General features: G+C 69.2%; 19 protein-coding genes. 3 read left to right on the forward strand and 16 right to left on the reverse strand.

The features are described from left to right. Position 1 precedes the first annotated feature (1 nt). The 3 genes from nrdR to B5D37_RS14715 all read right to left on the reverse strand — a co-directional run bounded on the left by nrdR (position 2) and on the right by B5D37_RS14715 (position 2,812). Positions 2 to 523 (reverse strand): transcriptional regulator NrdR, encoded by a 522-nt coding sequence (gene nrdR, locus B5D37_RS11805; protein WP_078758939.1) that lies wholly within the window; start codon positions 521 to 523, stop codon positions 2 to 4. Between the two features lie 3 nt (positions 524 to 526). Then, complete coding sequence (gene glyA, locus B5D37_RS11810) at positions 527 to 1,780, reverse strand: serine hydroxymethyltransferase (RefSeq protein ID WP_078758940.1); 1,254 nt, start codon at positions 1,778 to 1,780, stop codon at positions 527 to 529. Positions 1,781 to 2,107: 327 nt separating this feature from the next. Beyond that, on the reverse strand, positions 2,108 to 2,812 hold the full coding sequence (locus B5D37_RS14715) for a hypothetical protein (protein ID WP_143814297.1): 705 nt from the start codon (positions 2,810 to 2,812) through the stop codon (positions 2,108 to 2,110). A 411-nt stretch (positions 2,813 to 3,223) separates the two neighbouring features. Here B5D37_RS14715 and ettA point away from each other — a divergent pair, with 411 nt between their 5' ends. Then, a complete protein-coding gene (gene ettA, locus B5D37_RS11820) occupies positions 3,224 to 4,885 on the forward strand; it encodes an energy-dependent translational throttle protein EttA (protein WP_078758942.1) in 1,662 nt (553 codons plus the stop codon). A 59-nt stretch (positions 4,886 to 4,944) separates the two neighbouring features. Here the strand turns inward: ettA and B5D37_RS11825 are convergent, their stop codons facing one another. From B5D37_RS11825 to B5D37_RS11840, 4 genes are all read right to left on the reverse strand, one after another. After that, complete coding sequence (locus B5D37_RS11825) at positions 4,945 to 6,000, reverse strand: fimbrial protein (RefSeq protein ID WP_078758943.1); 1,056 nt, start codon at positions 5,998 to 6,000, stop codon at positions 4,945 to 4,947. Beyond that, complete coding sequence (locus B5D37_RS11830; RefSeq protein ID WP_143814298.1) at positions 5,997 to 8,516, reverse strand: fimbria/pilus outer membrane usher protein; 2,520 nt, start codon at positions 8,514 to 8,516, stop codon at positions 5,997 to 5,999. Before B5D37_RS11830 ends, B5D37_RS11825 begins: the two co-directional genes overlap by 4 nt. 79 nt (positions 8,517 to 8,595) lie before the next feature. Further along, positions 8,596 to 9,315: a fimbrial biogenesis chaperone gene (locus B5D37_RS11835; protein WP_078758944.1), complete on the reverse strand. Its 720-nt coding sequence runs from the start codon at positions 9,313 to 9,315 to the stop codon at positions 8,596 to 8,598. A gap of 68 nt (positions 9,316 to 9,383) precedes the next feature. Further along, positions 9,384 to 9,917, reverse strand: a complete 534-nt coding sequence (locus B5D37_RS11840; protein ID WP_078758945.1) for a fimbrial protein — start codon at positions 9,915 to 9,917, stop codon at positions 9,384 to 9,386. Between the two features lie 342 nt (positions 9,918 to 10,259). Between B5D37_RS11840 and B5D37_RS11845 the strand changes: the two genes are divergently transcribed. Continuing rightward, positions 10,260 to 10,613, forward strand: coding sequence for a fimbrial protein (locus tag B5D37_RS11845; protein WP_078758946.1), 354 nt, complete (start codon positions 10,260 to 10,262; stop codon positions 10,611 to 10,613). A 48-nt stretch (positions 10,614 to 10,661) separates the two neighbouring features. Next, positions 10,662 to 11,489 carry an orotidine-5'-phosphate decarboxylase gene (gene pyrF, locus B5D37_RS11850; RefSeq protein ID WP_078758947.1) on the forward strand — a complete coding sequence of 276 codons (828 nt, stop codon included), beginning with the start codon at positions 10,662 to 10,664 and terminating at the stop codon, positions 11,487 to 11,489. Positions 11,490 to 11,579: 90 nt separating this feature from the next. On the opposite strand, the gene B5D37_RS11855 is transcribed toward pyrF, so the two are convergent. From B5D37_RS11855 to xpsI, 9 genes are all read right to left on the reverse strand, one after another. Then, a complete protein-coding gene (locus B5D37_RS11855; protein WP_078758948.1) occupies positions 11,580 to 12,611 on the reverse strand; it encodes a glycosyltransferase in 1,032 nt (343 codons plus the stop codon). After that, positions 12,608 to 13,498 carry a glycosyltransferase family A protein gene (locus B5D37_RS11860; protein WP_143814299.1) on the reverse strand — a complete coding sequence of 297 codons (891 nt, stop codon included), beginning with the start codon at positions 13,496 to 13,498 and terminating at the stop codon, positions 12,608 to 12,610. Before B5D37_RS11860 ends, B5D37_RS11855 begins: the two co-directional genes overlap by 4 nt. A 36-nt stretch (positions 13,499 to 13,534) precedes the next feature. Next, positions 13,535 to 15,724 carry a type II secretion system secretin GspD gene (gene gspD / locus B5D37_RS11865; RefSeq protein ID WP_078758989.1) on the reverse strand — a complete coding sequence of 730 codons (2,190 nt, stop codon included), beginning with the start codon at positions 15,722 to 15,724 and terminating at the stop codon, positions 13,535 to 13,537. A 103-nt stretch (positions 15,725 to 15,827) separates the two neighbouring features. After that, positions 15,828 to 16,628, reverse strand: coding sequence for a hypothetical protein (locus tag B5D37_RS11870; protein ID WP_078758949.1), 801 nt, complete (start codon positions 16,626 to 16,628; stop codon positions 15,828 to 15,830). Next, entirely contained in the window at positions 16,618 to 17,247 is a 630-nt protein-coding gene (gene gspM / locus B5D37_RS11875) for a type II secretion system protein GspM (protein ID WP_078758950.1), read from the reverse strand. Before gspM ends, B5D37_RS11870 begins: the two co-directional genes overlap by 11 nt. Next, the gene (locus tag B5D37_RS11880; RefSeq protein WP_078758951.1) at positions 17,228 to 18,418 is read right to left on the reverse strand and encodes a PilN domain-containing protein; all 1,191 of its coding nucleotides are present in this window, start codon (positions 18,416 to 18,418) and stop codon (positions 17,228 to 17,230) included. The genes gspM and B5D37_RS11880 overlap by 20 nt, the downstream gene beginning before the upstream one ends. Then, complete coding sequence (locus B5D37_RS11885) at positions 18,415 to 19,284, reverse strand: type II secretion system minor pseudopilin (protein ID WP_078758952.1); 870 nt, start codon at positions 19,282 to 19,284, stop codon at positions 18,415 to 18,417. The genes B5D37_RS11880 and B5D37_RS11885 overlap by 4 nt, the downstream gene beginning before the upstream one ends. Then, positions 19,281 to 19,919 carry a prepilin-type N-terminal cleavage/methylation domain-containing protein gene (locus tag B5D37_RS11890; RefSeq protein WP_078758953.1) on the reverse strand — a complete coding sequence of 213 codons (639 nt, stop codon included), beginning with the start codon at positions 19,917 to 19,919 and terminating at the stop codon, positions 19,281 to 19,283. Before B5D37_RS11890 ends, B5D37_RS11885 begins: the two co-directional genes overlap by 4 nt. After that, positions 19,916 to 20,335 carry a type II secretion system protein XpsI gene (gene xpsI, locus B5D37_RS11895; protein WP_200809247.1) on the reverse strand — a complete coding sequence of 140 codons (420 nt, stop codon included), beginning with the start codon at positions 20,333 to 20,335 and terminating at the stop codon, positions 19,916 to 19,918. The genes B5D37_RS11890 and xpsI overlap by 4 nt, the downstream gene beginning before the upstream one ends. Between the last annotated feature and the right edge of the window lie 3 nt (positions 20,336 to 20,338).

Raw genomic sequence — 20,338 nt, forward strand, 5'->3', positions numbered from 1 at the left:
CTCAGCGCTTGCGTGTCTTGGGCGGCGGCGCCGCATCGCCGCCGAGCAGGGGCAACTGGCCCTCGGCGGCATTGTCGTTTTCCAGCCGGTCCAGCTCCTCGCGGAAGTCGGCGACGTCCTCGAACGAGCGGTACACCGAGGCGAAGCGTACGTAGCCGACATGGTCCAGCTTGCGCAGCTCCGCCATCACGAACTCGCCGACCCGCATCGAAGGCAGCTCGCGCTCGGTGGTCCGGCGCAGCTGGTGCACCACCGAGCGCATGGCGGCTTCGATCTGTTCCTCCGAGACTGGCCGCTTCTGCAGCGCGCGGTCGAAGCCCGCGCGCAACTTGCGGGCGTCGAAGGCTTCGCGACGGCCGTCGGACTTGCAGATCACCGGCAGCTTCAGCTCGACCGTTTCCATCGTGCTGAAACGCTCGCCGCAGGCCTCGCAGACGCGCCGGCGGCGGATGGTGGCGCCGTCATCGGACACCCGCGAGTCGATGACCCGCGTGTCCACGTGCTGGCAGAAGGGGCAGTACAAGGCTCAGCCGTAGACCGGGAACTTGGCACACTGGGCGGTGACGCTCTCGCGCACCCGGCTGATGACGTCATCGTCGCCAAGGTTGTCGAGCACGTCGCACATCCAGTTCGCCAGGTCGACGCAATCCTGCTCGCCATAGCCGCGCGTGGTGACCGCCGGGGTACCGATGCGCAGGCCCGAGGTAACGAACGGCTTCTGCGGGTCGCCGGGCACGGCGTTCTTGTTGACGGTGATGTGGGCGCGGCCCAGCGCGGCCTCGGCATCCTTGCCGGTGACACCCTTGGCGATCATGTCGACCAGCACCAGGTGGTTCTCGGTGCCGCCGGAGACGACCTTGTAGCCACGCTCGACGATGGTGCGTGCCATGGCCTGCGCGTTCTTCACCACCTGCTGCTGGTAGGCCTTGAACGAGGGGTCCAGGGCTTCCTTGAAGGCGACGGCCTTGGCGGCGATCACGTGCATCAGCGGCCCACCCTGGATACCCGGGAAGACGATGCTCTGCAGCTTCTTGACCAGGTCGTCGGACGGATCCTTCGCCACGATGATGCCGCCGCGCGGGCCGCGCAGGGTCTTGTGGGTGGTGGAGGTGACGACGTGCGCGTGCGGCAGCGGGTTCGGGTAGACGCCCGCCGCCACCAGGCCGGCAACGTGGGCCATGTCCACGAAGAAGATCGCGCCGACGGAATCGGCGATGCGGCGCATGCGCTCCCAGTCCACGACCCGCGAGTAGGCGCTGAAACCGGCGACCAGCATCTTCGGCTTGTGCTCGTCGGCCAGGCGCTGGACTTCGTCGTAGTCGATCAGGCCTTCGTCGTTGACGCCGTACTGGATGGCGTTGAACAGCTTGCCGCTGATGTTGACCTTGGCGCCGTGGGTGAGGTGGCCACCGTGCGCGAGGCTCATGCCGAGGATGGTGTCGCCGGGCTGCAGCAGCGAGAGGTAGACGGCCTGGTTGGCCTGGGAGCCGGAATGCGGCTGGACGTTGGCGTAGTCGGCGCCGAACAGCTGCTTGAGGCGGTCGATGGCGAGCTTCTCGGCGACGTCCACGTACTCGCAGCCGCCGTAGTAGCGCTTGCCCGGATAGCCTTCGGCGTACTTGTTGGTGAGCACGCTGCCCTGGGCTTCCATCACCCGCGGGCTGGCGTAGTTCTCCGAGGCGATCAGTTCGACGTGGTCTTCCTGGCGCTGGCGCTCGTCGGCGATGGCCTGGGCGAGTTCGGGGTCATAACCTTCGATACGGGCATCGCGCGGGAACATTGCCGCTCCGGGATAGTAGGTGGGAGAACCGCGAGTTTAGCGCCGCGGCAGGGGTGGGAGCCATGGCGCGGGTCTGGATCTCGGGTGGATCAACAGCGAAGAGCTGGCGGGAAGTGGTCTCGCGCTGCGGGAGGCGGGGTGGCGGGGATGGCTCTTCCGCTCGGTAGGACGTCCTGTCCTACTCGCGGCCGCAGGCCATCCATGGCCTGCTCTACGCCATCCCCGCCACCCCGCCTCCCACGTACCGATTCGTGCCATGTTTGGGGGGAGACAGCGGGATACGCTGTGGGCGGGCCGCCCCTGCGCTTAACCGGAGACGTGAAGCCCCTACGGCGACACTTCCGCGTGGTTGTCGGCCCAGGAATGGGCCCGGCTCGAGATATCGAAGGTGTTGAGGGGAGAGCTTCCCGGTTCATCGCGTGGCAGGTGGTACAGGACCTCAAGCTTCGCCGGTGCAACCCAGCGGATACCGACCGGTCCCGATCCGGGCGCGAATCTGTCGACCTGGTGAAGCACTTCGCCGGTGACGGGGTCCCAGATTGCCACTCGATTGGGTCCATAGCCGGCATCAATGTCGTACGAAACCGTCGCAAAGACGCTGCCGTCCGGCGAGAAGAGGGGGCGATTGTCGATCCGGTGCTTGCGACCAGCTCCGGGGTCCAGCAGTAGGACTTCGAAGCCTTCCTGATCGAAGACTTCAACTACAACGTAATGGCCGCCGACGCGCTCCAGGAATGCGTAAGCCAAGCGGTCGTGCGCGGGAAGGCACGCTTCTCCGATCGAACTGGCCAGGCAGAACGCGCGGGCAGTCCGGGAGAGCTCTATTCCGTGTTGGGCAGCTGCCGACGCCTCATGCTGTCGAAGGCAACCCGAAACGCCCGTCCCGGCTTCACAACCGAGACCTTCGGTCGGATCGGATGACTGGAAGCTCCCGGCATTCATCGCCGCCTGTTCTCGGCCGACGGCGCCAACAACAGAAATACACGCGACCAGAACCACCCCGATCAACATCGAACAGAACACTTGCTTCATCGAACTGCCTCCATCCGTGGGACGCGTGGGCAAACTGCGACCTCGCGAACATGGCGCCCAGAACGACCACGTCTCCCCTATTACCTTAAGCCTGTCTCCCCCCAATCGCCGAAGCGGCGTCCTGCTTGGGCCATGCGTAGAGCGGACATGGATGTCCGCGGCGGCGAGTCAGCCATGGATGGCTGACCGAGCCGAGGAGCATCGCCCAGGCAGGGCGCCGCTCCACCCGAAGCCCGCGCTTCCGTGCAGCTTTTGCTTTCCGGCCGGTCCTTGGACCCCGGCTCTGCCATGGCACATGCCATTCAGCCGCACTGATGGCAGCCGCACCCCATATCCGCGATAATGGGCGGTCCCCATTTCCCCCGGCCCTGCCCCGTCGCAGGTCGCCGCCGTACGCCTGCGGAGCATCGAATGTCGCAATACATCTACACCATGAACGGGGTCAGCAAGACCGTTCCTCCCAAGCGCCAGATCATCAAGGACATCTCCCTGTCCTTCTTCCCGGGCGCCAAGATCGGCCTGCTCGGGCTCAACGGCGCCGGCAAGTCGACCGTGCTCAAGATCATGGCCGGCGTCGATACCGACTACTCCGGCGAAGCCCGCGCCGCCAAGGACATCAAGGTCGGTTACCTCGCCCAGGAGCCGCAGCTCGACCCCGAACAGACCGTGCGCGAAGCCGTCGAAGAAGGCGTCGGCGAAGTCCTCCAGGCCCAGGCGCAGCTCGAGAAGGTCTATGCCGCCTATGCCGAAGACGGTGCCGATTTCGACGCCCTCGCCAAGGAACAGGAGCGGCTGGAGGCCATCCTCGCCGCCGGCGATGCCCATACCCTGGAGAACCAGCTCGAAGTGGCCGCCGACGCACTGCGCCTGCCGCCGTGGGACGCCGTGATCGGTAAGCTGTCGGGTGGCGAGAAGCGCCGCGTCGCGCTGTGCCAGCTGCTGCTGCAAAAGCCCGACATGCTGCTGCTCGACGAACCCACCAACCACCTCGACGCCGAGTCGGTGGAATGGCTGGAACAATTCCTCGCCCGCTACACCGGCACCGTCGTGGCCGTCACCCATGACCGCTACTTCCTCGACAACGCCGCCGAGTGGATCCTCGAGCTCGATCGCGGCCGCGGCATCCCGTGGAAGGGCAACTACACCGACTGGCTGACCCAGAAGGAAGAGCGCCTCAAGCAGGAAGAGAGCCAGGAGAAGGCGCGCCAGAAGGCGATCACCAAGGAGCTCGAGTGGGCGCGCCAGAACGCCAAGGGCGGCCGCTCGAAGGGCAAGGCCCGCCTCTCGCGCATCGAGGAGCTGCAGGCGGTCGACTACCAGAAGCGCAACGAGACCAACGAGATCTTCATCCCGCCGGGCGAGCGCCTGGGCGCCAAGGTGGTGGAGTTCAAGGGCGTGACCAAGCGCTTCGGCGACCGCGTCCTGATCGACGATCTCAGCTTCGCCGTGCCTCATGGCGCGATCGTCGGCATCATCGGCCCCAACGGCGCCGGCAAGTCGACGCTGTTCAAGATGATCACCGGGCAGGAGAAGCCGGACTCCGGCGAGATCGACCTCGGCCCGACCGTCAAGCTGGCCTACGTCGACCAGAGCCGCGACAAGCTGGAGGGCGACCACAACGTCTTCCACGAGATCTCCGGTGGCCTCGACATCCTCAACATCAACGGCATCGAGATCCAGTCGCGCGCCTACATCGGCCGCTTCAACTTCAAGGGGCAGGACCAGCAGAAGCTGGTGGGCACGCTGTCGGGCGGTGAGCGTGGCCGCCTGCACATGGCCAAGACCCTGCTGCAGGGCGGCAACGTGCTGCTGCTCGACGAACCGTCCAACGATCTGGACATCGAGACCCTGCGTGCGCTTGAAGACGCGTTGCTGGAGTTCCCGGGCAACGTGTTCGTGATCAGCCATGACCGCTGGTTCCTGGACCGCATCGCCACCCACATCCTCGCCTTCGAGGGCGACTCGCACGTGGAGTTCTTCCAGGGCAACTACCGCGAGTACGAGGAAGACAAGAAGCGCCGCCTCGGCGACGACGCGGGTCCGAAGCGCCTGCGGTTCAAGGCGCTGAAGTAGGTCGCGTCACACGCCGCCCCGACCCGGCTCCCGTCGGGTGGGCGCGGTGACGTGCGGCTTCAGTCGTACTCGATGGTGAAGGTCGCGCGGGCGTTCGCCTTGCCCGGCCCGACGGGCCCGCTGGCGGTCTGGATGTAGCGCGCGCGCAGCGGCAGTTCGAATGTCTGGTTGCCCGGCTGGGTACGGCCCAGCGGGAGCCCATGGCCGAACGACACCGGCGTTTCCGCCGCCCCGTCCACCCTCACCACCTCCACTCCGATACGGGTGGCGGCGTCGGCACCGCCGTCGATCGCGATCACGCCGGGTTGGGACGCCAGTGCCGACGAGCTGTCCAGGCGCACCGCGATATCGTTTTGCTGGCCCTCGACGTTGCTGCCCTGGCAGGTCAGCCGGATCGAGAAGTCACGGGCGTCGGCGCGGGTGCCCGGGCCGCTGAAACGGCTGCTGGGCACCTGGCCGAAGTTCACCACGATGTTCTTGCTGCCCGCATCCACTTTGCAGGTCGGGTAGACGATCGTGGTGCCGCGGCCCTTGAAGGTCGACGTGAGCACCGGGCGCCCGGGCTCTTCTGCGACGTAGTAGGTGGTGAACGGCCCGTTGTTGGCGATGGAACCGGAGCCGGTATTGGCCGCCGTCTTGACAAGCTCGACGATGAACTGGCCGCCGTCCAGACGCCACCGCTTGGTAGAAAACCAGGACCAGTTGATGAGCTCGAAATCATGCGGGTAGAAGGTTGCGACCGTGCTGCCCTGCCGGAACACGCGGATTCCCACGCCTTCCACTTTGGTGGGATACACGTTGTCGAACGTCGTCGAACCAGTGGCTTGCTCCGCCTGCTCGAATCGCCCACGCGCAACAGAGAAGCTCAGCGGCTCGCAGTAGATCGCGTTTTCCCGCTCGTTGATCGGGACCTCGATCCGCTTGATCACCGCGCCAATCGGCAGCTCAGGCGCTATCACGACCTGCCCCATGTCCATCTGGACGTCCTGAGCAACGAGACCCCGCGCCACGCCGCACTTCGCCAAGGCATCGGGCGCGATACTCAGCAGCGCCGCGGCCAGAAAGCCGTAGGCAAGTAGCCCGCCGGGCCAGGACCGGCCAATCACGCGTCTCATCGGCACGCCGCCTCCAGTCGGGTGAATGCCACCGGCACCTCGCCATCGCGCTCCGGCACGGCGTAGTCGATCCGGCATCGGCCGGTATCGCCATCGCTCCACTGCACGAGCAGGCTGCCGGCGTTGTCCTCGGTGCGCACGTACGCCAATCCGCCCTGTCCCACCATGCCGAGCACCTGTCCGTCCCCGTCGAGCACCCGGGCGCCGAAGGGCAGCGGCTCGCCCGACGGACGCGAAGCGTGGATCAGCAGCGCACGGCCCTGGCGGGTCTCGAAGCGCAGCCGGCTGATCGCGCCGGCGTAGGGGGCGATCGTCGCGCTGGTGCTCTGCAGTTCGATGTCGTGCGGCATGTCGTACGGATCCAGGGTGACGGTATTGAGCCGGTAGGGCGAGACGTACGGCACCAGCGCGAATCCGTTGCCGTCCACCCGCACGCCCGGGGCGTTCTGGACCCGCGCGCCCTCCGCGCCGGGAGCCTCGACCAGCACCATCGTGTCGCCACGCTGGGGCGCGAAGGTCGCGCCGCCGGAATGGACCACCACCGTACCCGAGACGCCGGCCGTGGCCTGCCGGTAGTCCGCGGCGTGGCTGTAGGAGCCGCTCAGCGCGGCCACCGGGGTGCGGTAGTCGGCCGTGCCCGAGACGCTGGTGCCGCCCTGCCCGGACTCCGACACCGCGACACCGTAGTTGAACGCATAATCCGGACCGGCCGAGCCGGTGATGCCGATGCGGCTGCTCGACCTGCCATCGCTGCCGGTGCCCACGTCCCCGGTAAGCGAGACCGGATTCACCGACCGCCCCAATGGCACGCTGAAGCTGAGCAGGTACTGCGTGTCCGCCTCGCCACCCGGTTCGAAGCTGCGCACCGCCGAGACCCCGTAGTTCAACCGCTTCCACGCGTTGTTGTAGCCGAACTGGAACTGGCGTGCGCGCTCCCGGTCACCCCAGAACTCGCGCACCGAGCCGGTGAGGTACAGCGCGCCGCGGCCTGGGCCGAGCGGCTGGTTGAGCGTCAGCTGGAACTGGCTGCGCTGGCGCAGCAGCTGGTCGGAGTCGACGCCGCGCTGGACCAGGTCGCGCGCCAGGATCGCATCTTGCAGGCCGAGGAAGTCCCGGGTGGAATACCGGTAAGCGGCGAGCGCGATGTTGGTGCCGGTCGCGCCGACCAGGTTGCTGTAGCCGACCCGGATGCTGCGGCCGCTGCGGCTCTCCGCCTCCTGCAGCGACGCGCGCGCGTGGGTGACGTCCACCGCGAACGCGCCCGCCGGCGTGGAGACGCCGGCGCCGTACAGCACCGATTCGTAGTCCTCGCTGGCCGCGGCGCCGCCGTAGAGCGTAAGCCGGTTGGCGATGCCGCGCTGGTAGGTGGCCTGCGCGACGGCGGGGGGATCCAGCAGGTTCGGGTTGCGTGCGCGGCCCACTGTGATCGCGTACCGCGAGCTGCCCGGCCGCAACATCTGCGCGACCGAACCGTAGGGGACGTTGAAGCCGCGACGGCGCCCGTCCGCTTCGACCACGGTCACCTCCAGGTCGCCGCCGTAACCGGTGGGATAGAGGTCGTCGATGACGAAGCTGCCAGGTGCCACGCTGACCGAATGGATCAGCTGGCCGTTCTGGCGGATCTCCACCTGGGCGCTGGTCTCGGCGATGCCGCGCACCACCGGGGCGTAGCCGCGCAGGGAGTCGGGCAGCATCCGATCGTCGCTGACGAGGCTGGCGCCGCGGTAGGCGATGGAGTCGAACAGCTCGCCGCTGGTGTGGGCATCGCCCAGGGTCAACACCCCGCGCAGCGCCGGCAGCGGCCGCCGCAGGTAGGTGGCGATGTTCTCCCAGTCGCTGCCGTCGCGCTCGGACCAGGACAGGCTGGCGTCGTGGCGCAGTTGCCAACCGGCCAGGTTGAGGCCGCCGTTGAGCCCGAGGTAGGCGGTGCGGTGGTCGCGCCAGGCGCCTTCGCCCCGGCTGCGGCTGTCGATGGCGCTGAACTGGTACCCGAGATAGCCGGCGCTGATGCCCGGGTCCCACAGTGCCGGGCTGACGTAGCCGCGAGGGGTGCGGCGCATGAAGGCCTGGGGGATCTCCAGGTCGTAGCGCAGGTCGGCGGAGTCGAAACGTGCGCCTGCGTCCGGGATCCAGTCCGCCAGCGGCCGGCATGCCTCGCCGTCGGCCGCTACGTCCAGCACCGCGGTCGAATCGACGCCAAGCTCCTCCAGCACCGGCAACGTCAGGCACGCGGCGGCCGCGCCATCCGCGCCCGCCTTGAACTCCAGGTCCCGCCGTCCCGTCCAGCGGCCGTTGACGTACACGTCAACACGGTACATGCCGGCGACCACCGGGTTGCCGCGCGAGAATGCGGTGAGGTCGATTCCCGCCGCGGCGCCCGACAGGAAGGCCGGGTTGAACCGGGCTGCTTCGGGCGCATCGGCGCGTCCGGGATCACCGGTGGGGCCCGACGCCATCGCGGGAAACGCCACCGCCACGAAAATGGCGGCGGCCAACATGCGCGGGGAATGCCGCATTGCCCGTCCGGCCGTCCGCGTGGAGAGGCCGTTGTTCAATCGATCTTCCAAGCCGCCCCCCTTGAACACACCGCTCAGTTCACGGTCCCACTGCCGAGGTGTACTCGGCGCGTCCGCCGTAATCGTTGACCGTCGTGAACGCGACCTGCCGGACCGCCCCGTCCACCGCCCAGCGGGCCTTCTCCCCCGGCGCCAGCATCCGCCCGCGCTCCTCCAGCGTCGCCAGCGCGGTGCCGTCGGCGCCGAGCGCCCGCAGTTCCACCACGGTGACGTGGAACGGGGTCGGGTTGCTGACCTGCAGGGCGCCGCCTTCGCGGCGCCACTGCAACGCTGCCGGCGCCTCGTTCGCGGTGCCGGGCAGACCTTGGGGCCGGTAGAACAGCTTGACCCGCGAACGGAACGCGACCTGCAGGTAGTTCTGCTCCGCGCCGGCCTCGGGCGCCGGCGGCACCTCCAGCACGTTGAGCCAGTACACCGACTCGCGCTGCGGCGGCAGCGCCTCGCCGGCGAAGATGATGCGCAATGCCTGCCCGCGGGCCGGTTCGATCCGGCTGATCGGCGGCGTGATCAGGAACGGCGCGGCGCTGTCTTCCGGCGCCTGGTCCGGGTCGCCGCTGTCGATCCATGCCTGTACCAGCGCCGGGCTGTCGCCGGTGTTGGTCAGCTGCACGGTCACCTCGCGCGCCTGCGCGGGGTAGACCACCCGGGTGCCGTTGATGATCACCCCGGCCAACGCCGGCGCGATGCAGGTCAACAGGAGCGTCGCGGCAAGCAGCGCCCGGGCGGGGAAATGGGTCATCGGGTGCTGTCCGGCGTCGCGCCGGGCGGCACGGCGTCCAGGGACACCGCACCGCCCCGCGCCGCGAATCAGTTGTAGATGATGGTGTAGGCGACGCTGGTGGTGACGCCACCCGCGGTGGCCGCACCGGTGGCGTAGTACTCGGCGGCATAGTCGAGGTTCGCCGAGCCGTCGCCGGCCACGGTGACCCACTGCGAGTTCGCCTGCGCGGTGCCCGACGCCTGCACCGGGATCAGCTGGCCGTTGTCGCCCAGCAGCTGGACCTGCACGTTGCCGGCCGTACCCTGGTTGTTCAGGCGGCCGCTGTCGTTGTCGACGGTGGCGCCGGGCTCGAAGTACGTGGCGACATCGCCACCGGTCGGGCAGTTCGCCAGGGTGATCGCAAACCCGGTGCGACCGGCGGTCTGGCCCGCTGTCGCCAGCGCGCTGCTGGCCACCGTCGGCAGGGTGACGGTGAAATCTTCGCCGCCCGGCGTGGTGATATCGCAGGTCTGGGCGGTGACTTCGCCGTTGAAGGTGATGGTGCCGTCTGCAGCGCTTGCCGAAAGCGGCGCGAGGACAGCAGCAGTAAGGCCAGCGGCCAGGACAATCGACTTACGCATTGGAATTCCCCATTACGGATGATGTGCGATGGCTTCTCCGGCAAGGCGCACTTCGAGCATGCCGGCAGCGAAGGTGAAACTGATCACAGTTCGCCCGGGCAATTGTCACACAAGAAACGTGCCAACGCGCGCAACTTGCCCCACTGGGCTTCGCCAACCCCTCTTTGCTCAAATATGTCAGGAAGTGACGCAATCCGCTGACGCGACTCGTCCCATGCCTTGCGTCACCCGGGCATCGTGCCAAGGGTCACAGATCAACGATCCCGTCCTCCAGCGAAGCACGCCCCGGCCGTCAACCCGGACGACTGACGGAGAGACGCGATGCGAGGTACTGCACTTCTGGTGGGGCTGCTGGCTGCGCTTGCCGTTCCCGCGCCGGTCCTGGCAGACGGCCTGATACGGTTCAGCGGCCGGATCGTTGAAGCGCCCTGTGTCGCCAGCATCTCCGCGGCGAACGAAGTGATGCTCAGCAACTGCCCCATGGCGGCCGCTGGTTCCACACTGGAAATCAGCTCGCTCAGCGGACAGGGGCCAGCCCGGTTGGTGGATCCCGCTTCCGGTGCGGGCGCGGGCGAAGTGCCGGTGGCCGCCGAAACCATCGTCGACAACAAGCGCAACTTCTCGTCGCGCTATCACATCGAACCGGCCGCACAGGCTGCCGGGGGCACGTACATGTTGAGGATCGACTATCTCTGACGGCCACCGGCCGGGATAATGCAGCCCTCGGGGCAGACGGAGTGGTCGATGGAATTCATGCAGGCGCTCAGGCTGAGGTGGAGCGAGGCCGATTCGCTGGTATGCGTCGGGCTCGACCCGGAGCCGGCCCGTTTCCCGGTCGCGCTGGCCGACCACCCCGACGCGGTGTTCGAGTTCTGCCGCGCGATCATCGATGCGACGGCACCGTTCGTCTGCAGCTTCAAGCCGCAGATCGCGCACTTTGCCGCGCTGGGTGAAGAGGATGCGCTGGCGCGGCTGATCGCCCACGTGCACGACGCCCATCCCGGCGTCCCGGTCATCCTGGACTCCAAGCGCAGCGACATCGGCAGCACCGCGCGCCACTACGCGACCGAAGCCTTCGATCGCTACGGCGCCGATGCGGTCACCGCCAATCCGTACCTGGGGCGGGACTCGGTGCAGCCGTTCCTCGACCGGGCCGATCGCGGCGTCGTGATCCTGTGCCGCACCTCCAACCCCGGCGCTTCCGACCTGCAGGACCTCACCGTGCAATCAGGCGGCGGTCCGGGCCGCCCGCTCTACCAGCAGGTCGCCGAAACCATCGCGCAGGATTGGAACGGCAATGGCAACTGCGCGCTGGTGGTCGGCGCGACCTGGCCGGTGCAGTTGCGCGAGGTCCGGGCCATCGTCGGCGACATGCCCTTCCTGGTGCCCGGCGTCGGCGCCCAGGGCGGCGATGTTGAGGCCGTGGTCCGCAATGCCAGGACCGCGGACGGGACCGGGCTGGTGGTGAGCTCGTCGCGTGCGGTGCTGTATGCGTCCAATGGCAGCGACTTCGCACAGGCCGCCGCCGATGCGGCGCGCGAGCTGCGCGACCGGATCAACCGCTTCCGCTGAACTCGCCAGCACCCCGCCTTGTGTAGGAGCGGCTTCAGCCGCGGCTACCGGGCCCCAGGGGATCAGGCGCGGCTACCGGGCCCCAGGGGATCAGGCGCGGCTGCGCCAACGGGCACGGACTGCGGCAATCGGGAAGCGCAGCCATATGGCGAGGAATACCGCCGTGGCGACCCAGGCCCCGCGGCGCTGCGCTTCGAACTTTCGGAAGTAGCGCCAAAGTCCGCGGTGCTTGTGCCATTCGACGAACAGCGGCCGGGAGCGGCTGGACACGCCTCGCACGTGCACGACCCGCACCCGGTTGGCCACGGCGATGTTCGCGCCTGCCTGCGTGGCGCGCCGGCAGAGGTCGAGATCCTCGGCGTGGAGGCGATAGCCTTCGTCGAAGCCTTCGATCCGTTCGAACAACGGACGGGGCATGAACATCAGTGCGCCGGAGATGGCCTCGACCGGCTGCAGTTCCACGCGGTCATCGGCGGGAATCGCCATGCCGGTACGCGCGTCACCGCCCACGCGGCCCACACGCCCGGCGATGGCGCCCAGCATGGCGCCGAAATCGGGATGTCGGCGACGCGCCGCCGGATCCCGCACGCCGTCCTCCCCCACCAGGTCCGCGCCCAGCAGGAAATCGCCGGTGTCACCCGCCAACGTCCGCAACCGCGAGAGCGTGTCGGCGTCGACCAGGCAATCCGGATTCACGAAGGCCAGCCAACGGCAATCCGCGGCGGTCACCGCTACGTCGGTCGCCCCCTGGTTGCAGGCGACCGCAAAACCCGGGTTGTCGGGGTTGCCGATGAAGCGCACGCGCGGATCGGCGCTGGCATGCCGGTGGAGGATCTCCAGGCTGCCGTCGTTGGACTGGTTGTCCACCACCCGGATCGCGCCCATGCCGGTCGCCGCCCGCAGCCGCAGCAGACACGCATCCAGCGTCGATGCACTCTGGTGGCTGACCACCACCGCCGCGATCGCCCCGAGGTCATCGGCGGCGACGTGCTGCCGGCAGTCGTCCGATGGGCTGCCGTTCGGCCGATTGCCGCTCGGCCGGGCCTGGTTTTGCTGGTGCTGGTTTTGCTGGTGCTGGTTTTGCTGGTGCTGGTTTTGCTGGTGCTTGTCCTGCCGGGTCATGGCGCCGCCCCGCCAGGACGATCCGTGCCGTTTCGCGGACCCGGTTCCGGCTCGTCCGGGAACAGTTCCGCCTGCGGCTCCGGCGGACCGGTGGTCGCCAGAAGCTCGGAGAGCCGATCACGCGCGGCACCGAGCGGATCGCGCATCAGGAAGCCGGCGACGCGGGCGTGCCAGTCCGGCCAGCGCACGGCCAGCCGTTCACCGTCGCCCTCGAATGCACTGCCTTCGCCACGCCGGACGACGAAAGCCGATTCGCACAGCGCATTGCGCCAGCCCAGCCCGGACAGCCGCAATGACAGGTCGATCAGCGCGGCATACCAGGAACCATAGCTGGCAGCGTCCAGCCCCTTGGCACGCAGGCGGGCGCTACCGCGCAACAGCACTGCGTGGGCCACGGCGGCGGGCAACTCGGGGTACGACAGGGGCATGCGCGCAGCGGCGCGAGCCAGCCGCTCGACGTCTTCGGGCGGGGCATTGATCTCCCCGATGCGCGGCCAGGCGACGGCTTCTCCTGCATTGCTCCAGGGGGTGGCCGTCGCAATCGCACCGTCAGCGGCCAGGCAGGCCGACAGGCGGACCAGCCACCCCGGCAGCGGCACCGAATCGCATGCGAGCACCGCCACGTCGGCATCGCCACAGGCGGCAAGCACCTCGTCCAGGTGCGCGACCTCGCCAATGCTGCGTTGCCGCCGGGTGTAGTCGGCCTGCAACGGAGTCCGGGCCATCCAGCGCTCGATGATGGCGAACCCACGCGGGCCGGCCTGGCCGTCGTCGGCCAGCCAGACACGCGTCCCTGCCGGCGTGGACGCGTCCAGCGCCGCCAAGCATGCGTCCAGCGCCTCGTCGTCCGCACCCACCGGCACCACCACGATCGGCCGCTCAGCCATGACCACTCCTGCCCCCCATGCCAGGCGTTGCCACGTCTAGGGCTGGCGGTTGAGCGGCTCCAGCGCGCGGAAGCGGCGGCCGTATTCGTCGGTCAGGTCCCGCGCTTCCATCGGGTTGCGCACGATGGTCGGGGTCAGCAACACGATGGTTTCCTCGCGGCGGGTGCTCGATCGCTGGGTACCGAACAGGCCGCCGATGACCGGGATCCTGCTCAGGCCAGGGAAACCGGAAGAGCCGCGCGTCACCGAATCGCGGATCAGGCCGGCAAGCATGACCGTCTCGCCGCTCTGGATCGCCGCCTCGGTCTTGAGCTTGCGGGTATCGATGCGCACGTTGCCGAAGCGGTCCGGCTCGCCGCCCGGCGCACTCACTTCCTGCACCACGTCCAGGAACACCATGCCGTCCTGGGTCACGCGCGGGCGCACCTTCAGGATCACGCCGGTGTCCAGGTACTGCACCTGGCTGTAGCTGGTGTCGTTGCCGATGCCGGGATTGACGGTGACCGACGACACCGGAATCCGGCTGCCGACGTTGAAGGTCGCCTCGGCGTTGTTGCGCACCACCACCGAAGGGGTCTGCAGCATGTTGACGTCGGTCACCTCGTCCAGCGCGCTGATCACCGCTGCGGCATTGCGACCGAGGAAAGTCCAGGCCAAGCCAGCCGGGTCGCCGGCGGCCGACTGGACGCTGCCTGCGATGGTGCTCCAGGTATCGCGGTCCACCGCGTTCGGCAGCCCGGCGTCGGTTACCGCGCGCTCGAAGAACCAGTTGACGCCGTACTCCAGTGCGCCGCCCAGTTGCACTTCGACCACCTGCGCCTCGATGTGCACCTGCATCGGCATCACGTCGAGCTGCTCGATCACGTCCATGATCGACTGCCAGGCACGCGGGCTGGACCGCACCAGCAGCGCATTGGTTTCCTCGACCGCCGAGACGCCGACCCGGTCGCCTTCGATCTCGAGGCTGACGCTTGCGTTGCCGCTCTCCGCGGCACCCAGCGTCATCTCGCCACCCGAGCCGGCGCTGCCGCCGCTGCTGCTGGAACCCCCTGCGCCCTTGCCACCGATGCTGGCGGTGCTCTCGCCATCGCGCCCCGACTCGATCTCCACCGAATCCAGACCCGGCATGAGCGAGGGCGAACGGTCGCCCTCGTCGCTGCCACGACCCGCGGAGCCACCGAACACCTCCGACAGTCGATCGGCCAGATCACGCGCCTTGATGTACTTGAGCTGGTAGGAATACAGCCGCACGCCATCGCCGGCGCCGTCGATGCGCCCGAGCCATTGTTCGATGTCGTCGAGGTAGTCGGCCTGGGTGGTGATCACCATCACCGCGTTGGCGCCCTCCAGCGGCATGAAGCGGAACATGCCGGCCACGGGCGATTCGCTGGTTTCACCGAAGACCTTCTCCAGGTCCGCGACCACGCGCGTCGCCTTGCCCGACTGCAGCGGATAGACACCCACGGACATGCCGGACAGCCAGTCCACGTCGAACACCTCGATGGTGCGCAGGTAGTTCTGCAACTCCGCGCGGGTGCCGCCGACACTGATCACGTTGCGCGACGGATCCACCCCAACGATCGCGTTCGGACGGGCGTAGGGCTCCAGGATCTTCTCCATCTCCGTCGCCGAGACGTAGCGCAGTGGGACCGTGCGCACCTCGAATCCCCGGGCATTGCTGGCGCTGCCGGTGCGCGGGGCGACGTTGCCGCCCAGGGCCTGGTCGGCGGGGACGATGTTGTAGCGGCCATCGGCGTAGATCATGCGGGCGTTGTTCCAGCCCAGCACCTGGTCGAGCAGGCTGATCGCCTCGGCCGGGCTCACCGGCTTGGGCGTGGCCAGGGTGACGGTGCCCTGCACGCCCGGTGCGATGACGTAGTTCTGGCCGAGCATGTCGCCCAGGATCGCCTTGGCCACCGCATGCAGGGACTCGCCCTCGAAGTTGAAGCTCGCTTCGCCGGTGGTGCCGCCCAGTCCGGGCGGCGGCGCACTGGCTGCGGCGCGATTGATGACCTGGCCGGTGCCACGGCGGACCTGCGGGCGCGGACCGGCATCGTCCTGCAAGGGCTGCGTCGCAACGCCGTCGACCACTGTCACCGCGCCCTCAGTGCCTTCGGTCTGCATGCGCACGCCGGCAGAACCGGCCTGGCCGGCAGGATTGAAGGCACCCTCCCGTCGGATGTCGGGCTTGGGCGTACTGGCGCAGGCGGCCAGCATGCCGGCCATCGCACCTGCAAGCAGCAGGCGCGCGAGGTGGCGGCGACGGGCGGCCGCGGGGGCGGCGCCGCTCGGGGTCGGGAGCGAGGGGCGTTGCTTCATTCCATACACTCTATCGGCTGTTGGCCGGCGGTGGGGGTGGCGGCTCCCCGCGCAGCTGGGCGCGGCGGGCCTGGATCCGGCGGCGGATTTCTTCCATCTGCTCCGCCTTGGGTGGCGGCGGGGGCGGATCGGCGCGCTGTTCCGGCTCGGCGGCATCGCGGGCCGTGGCTGGAGAGCCGGTTTCATCGCGAACGGGCGCGGGTGTCGCCGACTCCGCCGCGGCGGGCTGTCCACCACCTGAAGCCGCGCGGCCATCGCGCCTCTGTGCACCGGCATCGGCCGACTGCTGCGGTGTCGGCGCGGCGCCGCCCTCGCCGTCGAACACGCGCAGCACCAGGTTGCGCTGGCCTTCGGGACCTTCGAATACCGCGCTTCGCGGGCTGATGCCGATCAACCGCCAAGCCGGATGCGACTCCGGCGCCTGGTCGAGCCGGACCCGGACGGACTCGCTGCCGTCGGGCGGCTGGATGATCGCCAGCTTGGTGCCAGGCGTGATGAGCACGCTGGTCAGGACGTAATCGAAGGCGGTATCGTCGGCCTGCTCACCCTCTCCCTGCAGGAAGAATGGCTGCGGCTGGCGGTCCGGCGAGAACAACGGACGCGCGGCGATTTCGGCGAACTGGTCCAGCGGGCCGAGCCGGGAGGCGGATGCCGGCGCCGCGGCCGGAAGCGGCTTCAGCAACGACGGATCGTCGGGCAGCGGCTCGATCCGCCCGCCCATGCCGGCGGCTGCCAGCAGCCAGGCCAGCAGCGCCCAGCCCGCCACGCCCGCGAGCAGCCAGGTCGGAGCCCCCGCGTTTTCAAGGCGCATCGGCGGCCTCCGTACGGGTGGGCAGGTAGCCATAAAGGTCGAAGGAGACATCGAGCCCGCCGTTGCCGGTGGGCGCTTCCCGGCCAGGGCTGAAGTACATGCGCTGGGCGAGGATGTTGAGGTTGTCCACGAACAGCCGCGGCGCGCCGCTCTCCAGCGAGTGCAGCACGCTGGCGAGCTCCGGGGTGCCGCAGCGCAGGCGGACCTGCACCACCACCCGTGTGAACTGTTCGCGGCTGCTCGGGTCGAGCGGCGACCGGTTGGTGATGGCGCAGCTGCGGTTGCCGGGGCTGGCCTGCCCGACCACCGTCTCGAGCCGCTGGATCAGGCTGGCGGTCGCGAGCTCGGGGTTCGCCTCTGGCAGGAATCCGGGGCGCTCGGCCTGGGTGGCGCGCACCTGCTCCAGCCGTTGGCTGACCGCGGGAGCCTGTTGCAATTGCATGCGTAGCCGCAACTCGCGCTCCTGCAATGCCTCCACCCGCTCACCGGCCTCGAGCATCGGCACCGTCCACCACGGATGTACCAGCACGGCATAGGCGAGCAACAGCAGGGCCAGCAGCAGCCCCAGTGCCAGCCAGCGGTCCCGCGAAGTCACCGCTTCAGGCGCCCGGGTCGTCATTGTCGACCTCCGGTCCGGGTTTGGCGGCAGCCGGGACTGGCGCAAGGCTGGCGGTCAGGGTGAAGCGGTCACGCCCGCTGGAGGGGTCCGGCTGCAGCGCGCCGGCCAACGCCGGCGACCGCCACAGCTCCGCCCCCTGCAGGCGTCCGATCAACCCGGCGGCCTCGCCGCTCAGGCCGATCAGCATGAGCTGGCGGTCGTCGAGCGAAATCTTCTCCAGATAGGTGCCGTCGGGGATGCGCCGAGTGAGTTCGTCGATGACTTCGGTAGCCGCCGGCCGTTGCGCCCGGGCGTTGTCGAGGAACGCCTGCCCGGCGATCAGGGTCGCCAGCTCCTGGCGTTGCGCACTGGCCTGTCGCCCGGCCCGGGCCTGCGTTGCGATCTCCTGCTCGAAGCGCTCGGCAGCAGCGCGCCGGTTGTCCAGCAACTGCCACATGCACGCCCCGACGCCAGCCAGCGCGACCGTCGCCAGCACCAGGTTCCAGCGCATCCACGGGTCGCGGGTGCGGCTGCGCCGGGCCGCGGGAAGCAGGTTGACCCCGAGCGGCATCCCGTCGGCAGCGGCGACATCGACCCCCGCCAGGGTGGGCGCGATCCGGCCGACGCGCTCCAGTTGGGGCTCCAGCACCTGCCGGGGCACCGCCACCAGTTCGGCATCGAGCTGGCCGTCGTTGTCGCGCCGTGCCAGCACGCGCGCATCGAAGGCGACATCGCCGGCGGTGAACGGCGTCTGGCGATCGATTTCGAAGCCGACCACGTCGCGCAGCCGGTCGCCGGCCGCGGCGGGCAGGCTGATGCGGCGGCGCAGGCTGTGGGCAGGCGCCAGCAGCAGCCACCGGGGCAGCTCGGACAGCCGGGCATCCAGAAGTGACGCCAGCGGGTCCGCGGGAAGGGGAGCGGCGGCGGCATCGTCGATGGCGTTGCCCGCGGCGAGCGGGACCACCGCGAGGTCACGCAATTCGCCTTCCTGCTGCAGGCGCAGGTGGACGGTGTCGCCATCGACCTGCAACAACAGCCTGCCGCGCCCGATGCCCAGCAGGCGCCGCCAGCCGCGCGGCAACAAGGACGCAAGCGAGCGACCCCACCAGGACAGGAAGTCGCCCGTCCGCGGGACGAGCCGCGCACCGATACGTCCCGGACGCGCGCCCGGGCTGGACCCCAACAGACTCATCGTGGTGAAGCTCCCTCCTCCCAGTGCAACGCGGAGTACGCCATCCCGGAACCGGCGAAGCCGCCCGCGCGCACCACGGCCCTCAACATCGACTGGCGACCATCAGCCAGCCGAGCGTGGCTGTCGATACTATACGTACCGCTGTGGCTCGCACCCTGAACCCCCGCACCGGTGGCGTCTTCGCGTCCACGCTGCTCGACCAGCGCCGCGCCATCCAGGCCGATGGCGTCCAGCACCGGGGCGGATGCGAAGGCCGGCTGCGGTCGCGGCAGCTTGCTGTGCACGGTGACGTGCGGCGCCACCAGGGCGTAGATCTCCGGGGTGAAGCCGAGCACCTGTTCCAGTTCGGCAATGCCTTCGAACGGCGCATCCTTGGCCCCGTACGGGCGACCCGCCGAGGCATAGTCGGCATCCTCGGCGCCGCCGGCAGCCTGGGTCAGCGGGTCGGTGTCGCGCCAGTCGACCACCGCCGCCGCCAACCGCGCCGCTTCCACCTGCTCGATGCCGACGGCGCGGAACAGTTCACCCAGCAGGCCCGGGTCCGCCTCGTTGAGGTCGACCTTGCCGCTCTCGTCGACGATGCGCACCTCGACCGTGGCACCGTTGTACTGCCATTGGTAGGGCCGCCCGTCGGGCTGCCAACGCGCCTGCGGGTCGGGCAACTGGAGCTGGGACACCGCGTATTCGAGCCCGGCGCGCGCGGCGTTGTCGGCCATCACGCCGCGCACCAGCACCAGGCCCTGCAGCCGCTCGATCCGCGCAACCATGGCGAAACCACCCACCAGCGCGGTGAGCAGCACGATCAGCCACAGCACCAGCAGCAGCGCCGCGCCTCGATGCCGCTTGCGCACCTGGGTGCCTTTCATCGCAGCCCCCCCATGCCCGGCGGCGCACCCGCGCCCTGCGGCAGCGCCACCACCAAGGGCGGCCATTCACGGCCGTCGACGTCGGCGAAGGTCACCTCGACCAGCATCGGCAACTGGTCGGCCTGCACCCACTCGTCCTGCCATTCGCCGAGCTCGCGTTCCGGAGTAAGCCCGCGATAGCGGAACCTGGCGAACTCCAGTCCTTCGACCAGCGGTTCGGGGGGGCGGGCATCACTGTCTTCCACGGTTTCCCCCGCCAGCACCATCGACAGCCCCAGCACCATGCGCACGCCCTCGCCGTGCCGCTCCACCTGCAGGTCATGCAGGTAGGGGCCGCCCTGGCCGAGGTAGTTCGGCAGGTCGGCGACGAAGCGCACCCGGTCCGCGCTGCCGACGAAGCGCTGCGGTACGAGGTTGACCTGCTCGGTCTCGTAGGCGAGTGGGCGGGCGGCAGCGAGACGCTTGCGCAGGAAGCCCTCCACCGCGCGCATGCGCTCGCCCCGTGTCGCCATCGCCTCGCCGCGGGTAGCGGTCTGGCTGGCGGCCGACAGGGTCGCGAACGCCAACGCCAGCCCGGCCGAAAGCAGCACCGTGGCCAGCAGCACTTCGATCAGGGTGAACCCGCGCGGCTTCATCGCGGCAGCCCCTGCATGTCGGCGGGTGCCAATCGCAACGACCGCAACTGCAGGCGCTCGCGCGGACCACCGTCGCCCCAGGTCACGTCCAGCGCCACCTCGTACAGTGAGTCGCCCGCCGGCTGGAGCGGCGCATCCACGCGAGCCGGGTCGCGCCAGGGCGCCACCTGCAGGGTCCAGCGATAGCGCCCGTCTTCGAACTCGCCAGTGCTCTGGCCCGGGCTCAGCGGCTCGCCGACGCCGACGGTGGCGATCAGTGACTGCGCGTGCAGTGCCGCCACGCCCGCATCGCCGGCCCAGCGCACCTGCCGCGTCGCGCCCGACAGCGTGCCCAGCAGCAGCGTGAGCGCCAACGCCAGCAGGGCGAACGCGACGATCACCTCGATCAGCGAATAGCCGCGTTGGGCGTGGCGCAGCGG

The organism is Lysobacter spongiicola DSM 21749 (genome assembly GCF_900167055.1).
In the GTDB taxonomy this organism is placed as follows: domain Bacteria; phylum Pseudomonadota; class Gammaproteobacteria; order Xanthomonadales; family Xanthomonadaceae; genus Novilysobacter; species Novilysobacter spongiicola.

What these genes read in the sequence shown, in the direction of transcription:
- glyA (WP_078758940.1), bottom strand. Translation starts at nt 1,780, where the DNA reads ATGTTCCCGCGCGATGCCCGTATCGAAGGTTATGACCCCGAACTCGCC.
- B5D37_RS14715 (WP_143814297.1), bottom strand. Translation starts at nt 2,812, where the DNA reads ATGAAGCAAGTGTTCTGTTCGATGTTGATCGGGGTGGTTCTGGTCGCG.
- ettA (WP_078758942.1), top strand. Translation starts at nt 3,224, where the DNA reads ATGTCGCAATACATCTACACCATGAACGGGGTCAGCAAGACCGTTCCT.
- B5D37_RS11825 (WP_078758943.1), bottom strand. Translation starts at nt 6,000, where the DNA reads ATGAGACGCGTGATTGGCCGGTCCTGGCCCGGCGGGCTACTTGCCTAC.
- B5D37_RS11830 (WP_143814298.1), bottom strand. Translation starts at nt 8,516, where the DNA reads ATGCGGCATTCCCCGCGCATGTTGGCCGCCGCCATTTTCGTGGCGGTG.
- B5D37_RS11835 (WP_078758944.1), bottom strand. Translation starts at nt 9,315, where the DNA reads ATGACCCATTTCCCCGCCCGGGCGCTGCTTGCCGCGACGCTCCTGTTG.
- B5D37_RS11840 (WP_078758945.1), bottom strand. Translation starts at nt 9,917, where the DNA reads ATGCGTAAGTCGATTGTCCTGGCCGCTGGCCTTACTGCTGCTGTCCTC.
- pyrF (WP_078758947.1), top strand. Translation starts at nt 10,662, where the DNA reads ATGGAATTCATGCAGGCGCTCAGGCTGAGGTGGAGCGAGGCCGATTCG.
- B5D37_RS11855 (WP_078758948.1), bottom strand. Translation starts at nt 12,611, where the DNA reads ATGACCCGGCAGGACAAGCACCAGCAAAACCAGCACCAGCAAAACCAG.
- B5D37_RS11860 (WP_143814299.1), bottom strand. Translation starts at nt 13,498, where the DNA reads ATGGCTGAGCGGCCGATCGTGGTGGTGCCGGTGGGTGCGGACGACGAG.
- gspD (WP_078758989.1), bottom strand. Translation starts at nt 15,724, where the DNA reads ATGGCCGGCATGCTGGCCGCCTGCGCCAGTACGCCCAAGCCCGACATC.
- B5D37_RS11870 (WP_078758949.1), bottom strand. Translation starts at nt 16,628, where the DNA reads ATGCGCCTTGAAAACGCGGGGGCTCCGACCTGGCTGCTCGCGGGCGTG.
- gspM (WP_078758950.1), bottom strand. Translation starts at nt 17,247, where the DNA reads ATGACGACCCGGGCGCCTGAAGCGGTGACTTCGCGGGACCGCTGGCTG.
- B5D37_RS11880 (WP_078758951.1), bottom strand. Translation starts at nt 18,418, where the DNA reads ATGAGTCTGTTGGGGTCCAGCCCGGGCGCGCGTCCGGGACGTATCGGT.
- B5D37_RS11885 (WP_078758952.1), bottom strand. Translation starts at nt 19,284, where the DNA reads ATGAAAGGCACCCAGGTGCGCAAGCGGCATCGAGGCGCGGCGCTGCTG.
- B5D37_RS11890 (WP_078758953.1), bottom strand. Translation starts at nt 19,919, where the DNA reads ATGAAGCCGCGCGGGTTCACCCTGATCGAAGTGCTGCTGGCCACGGTG.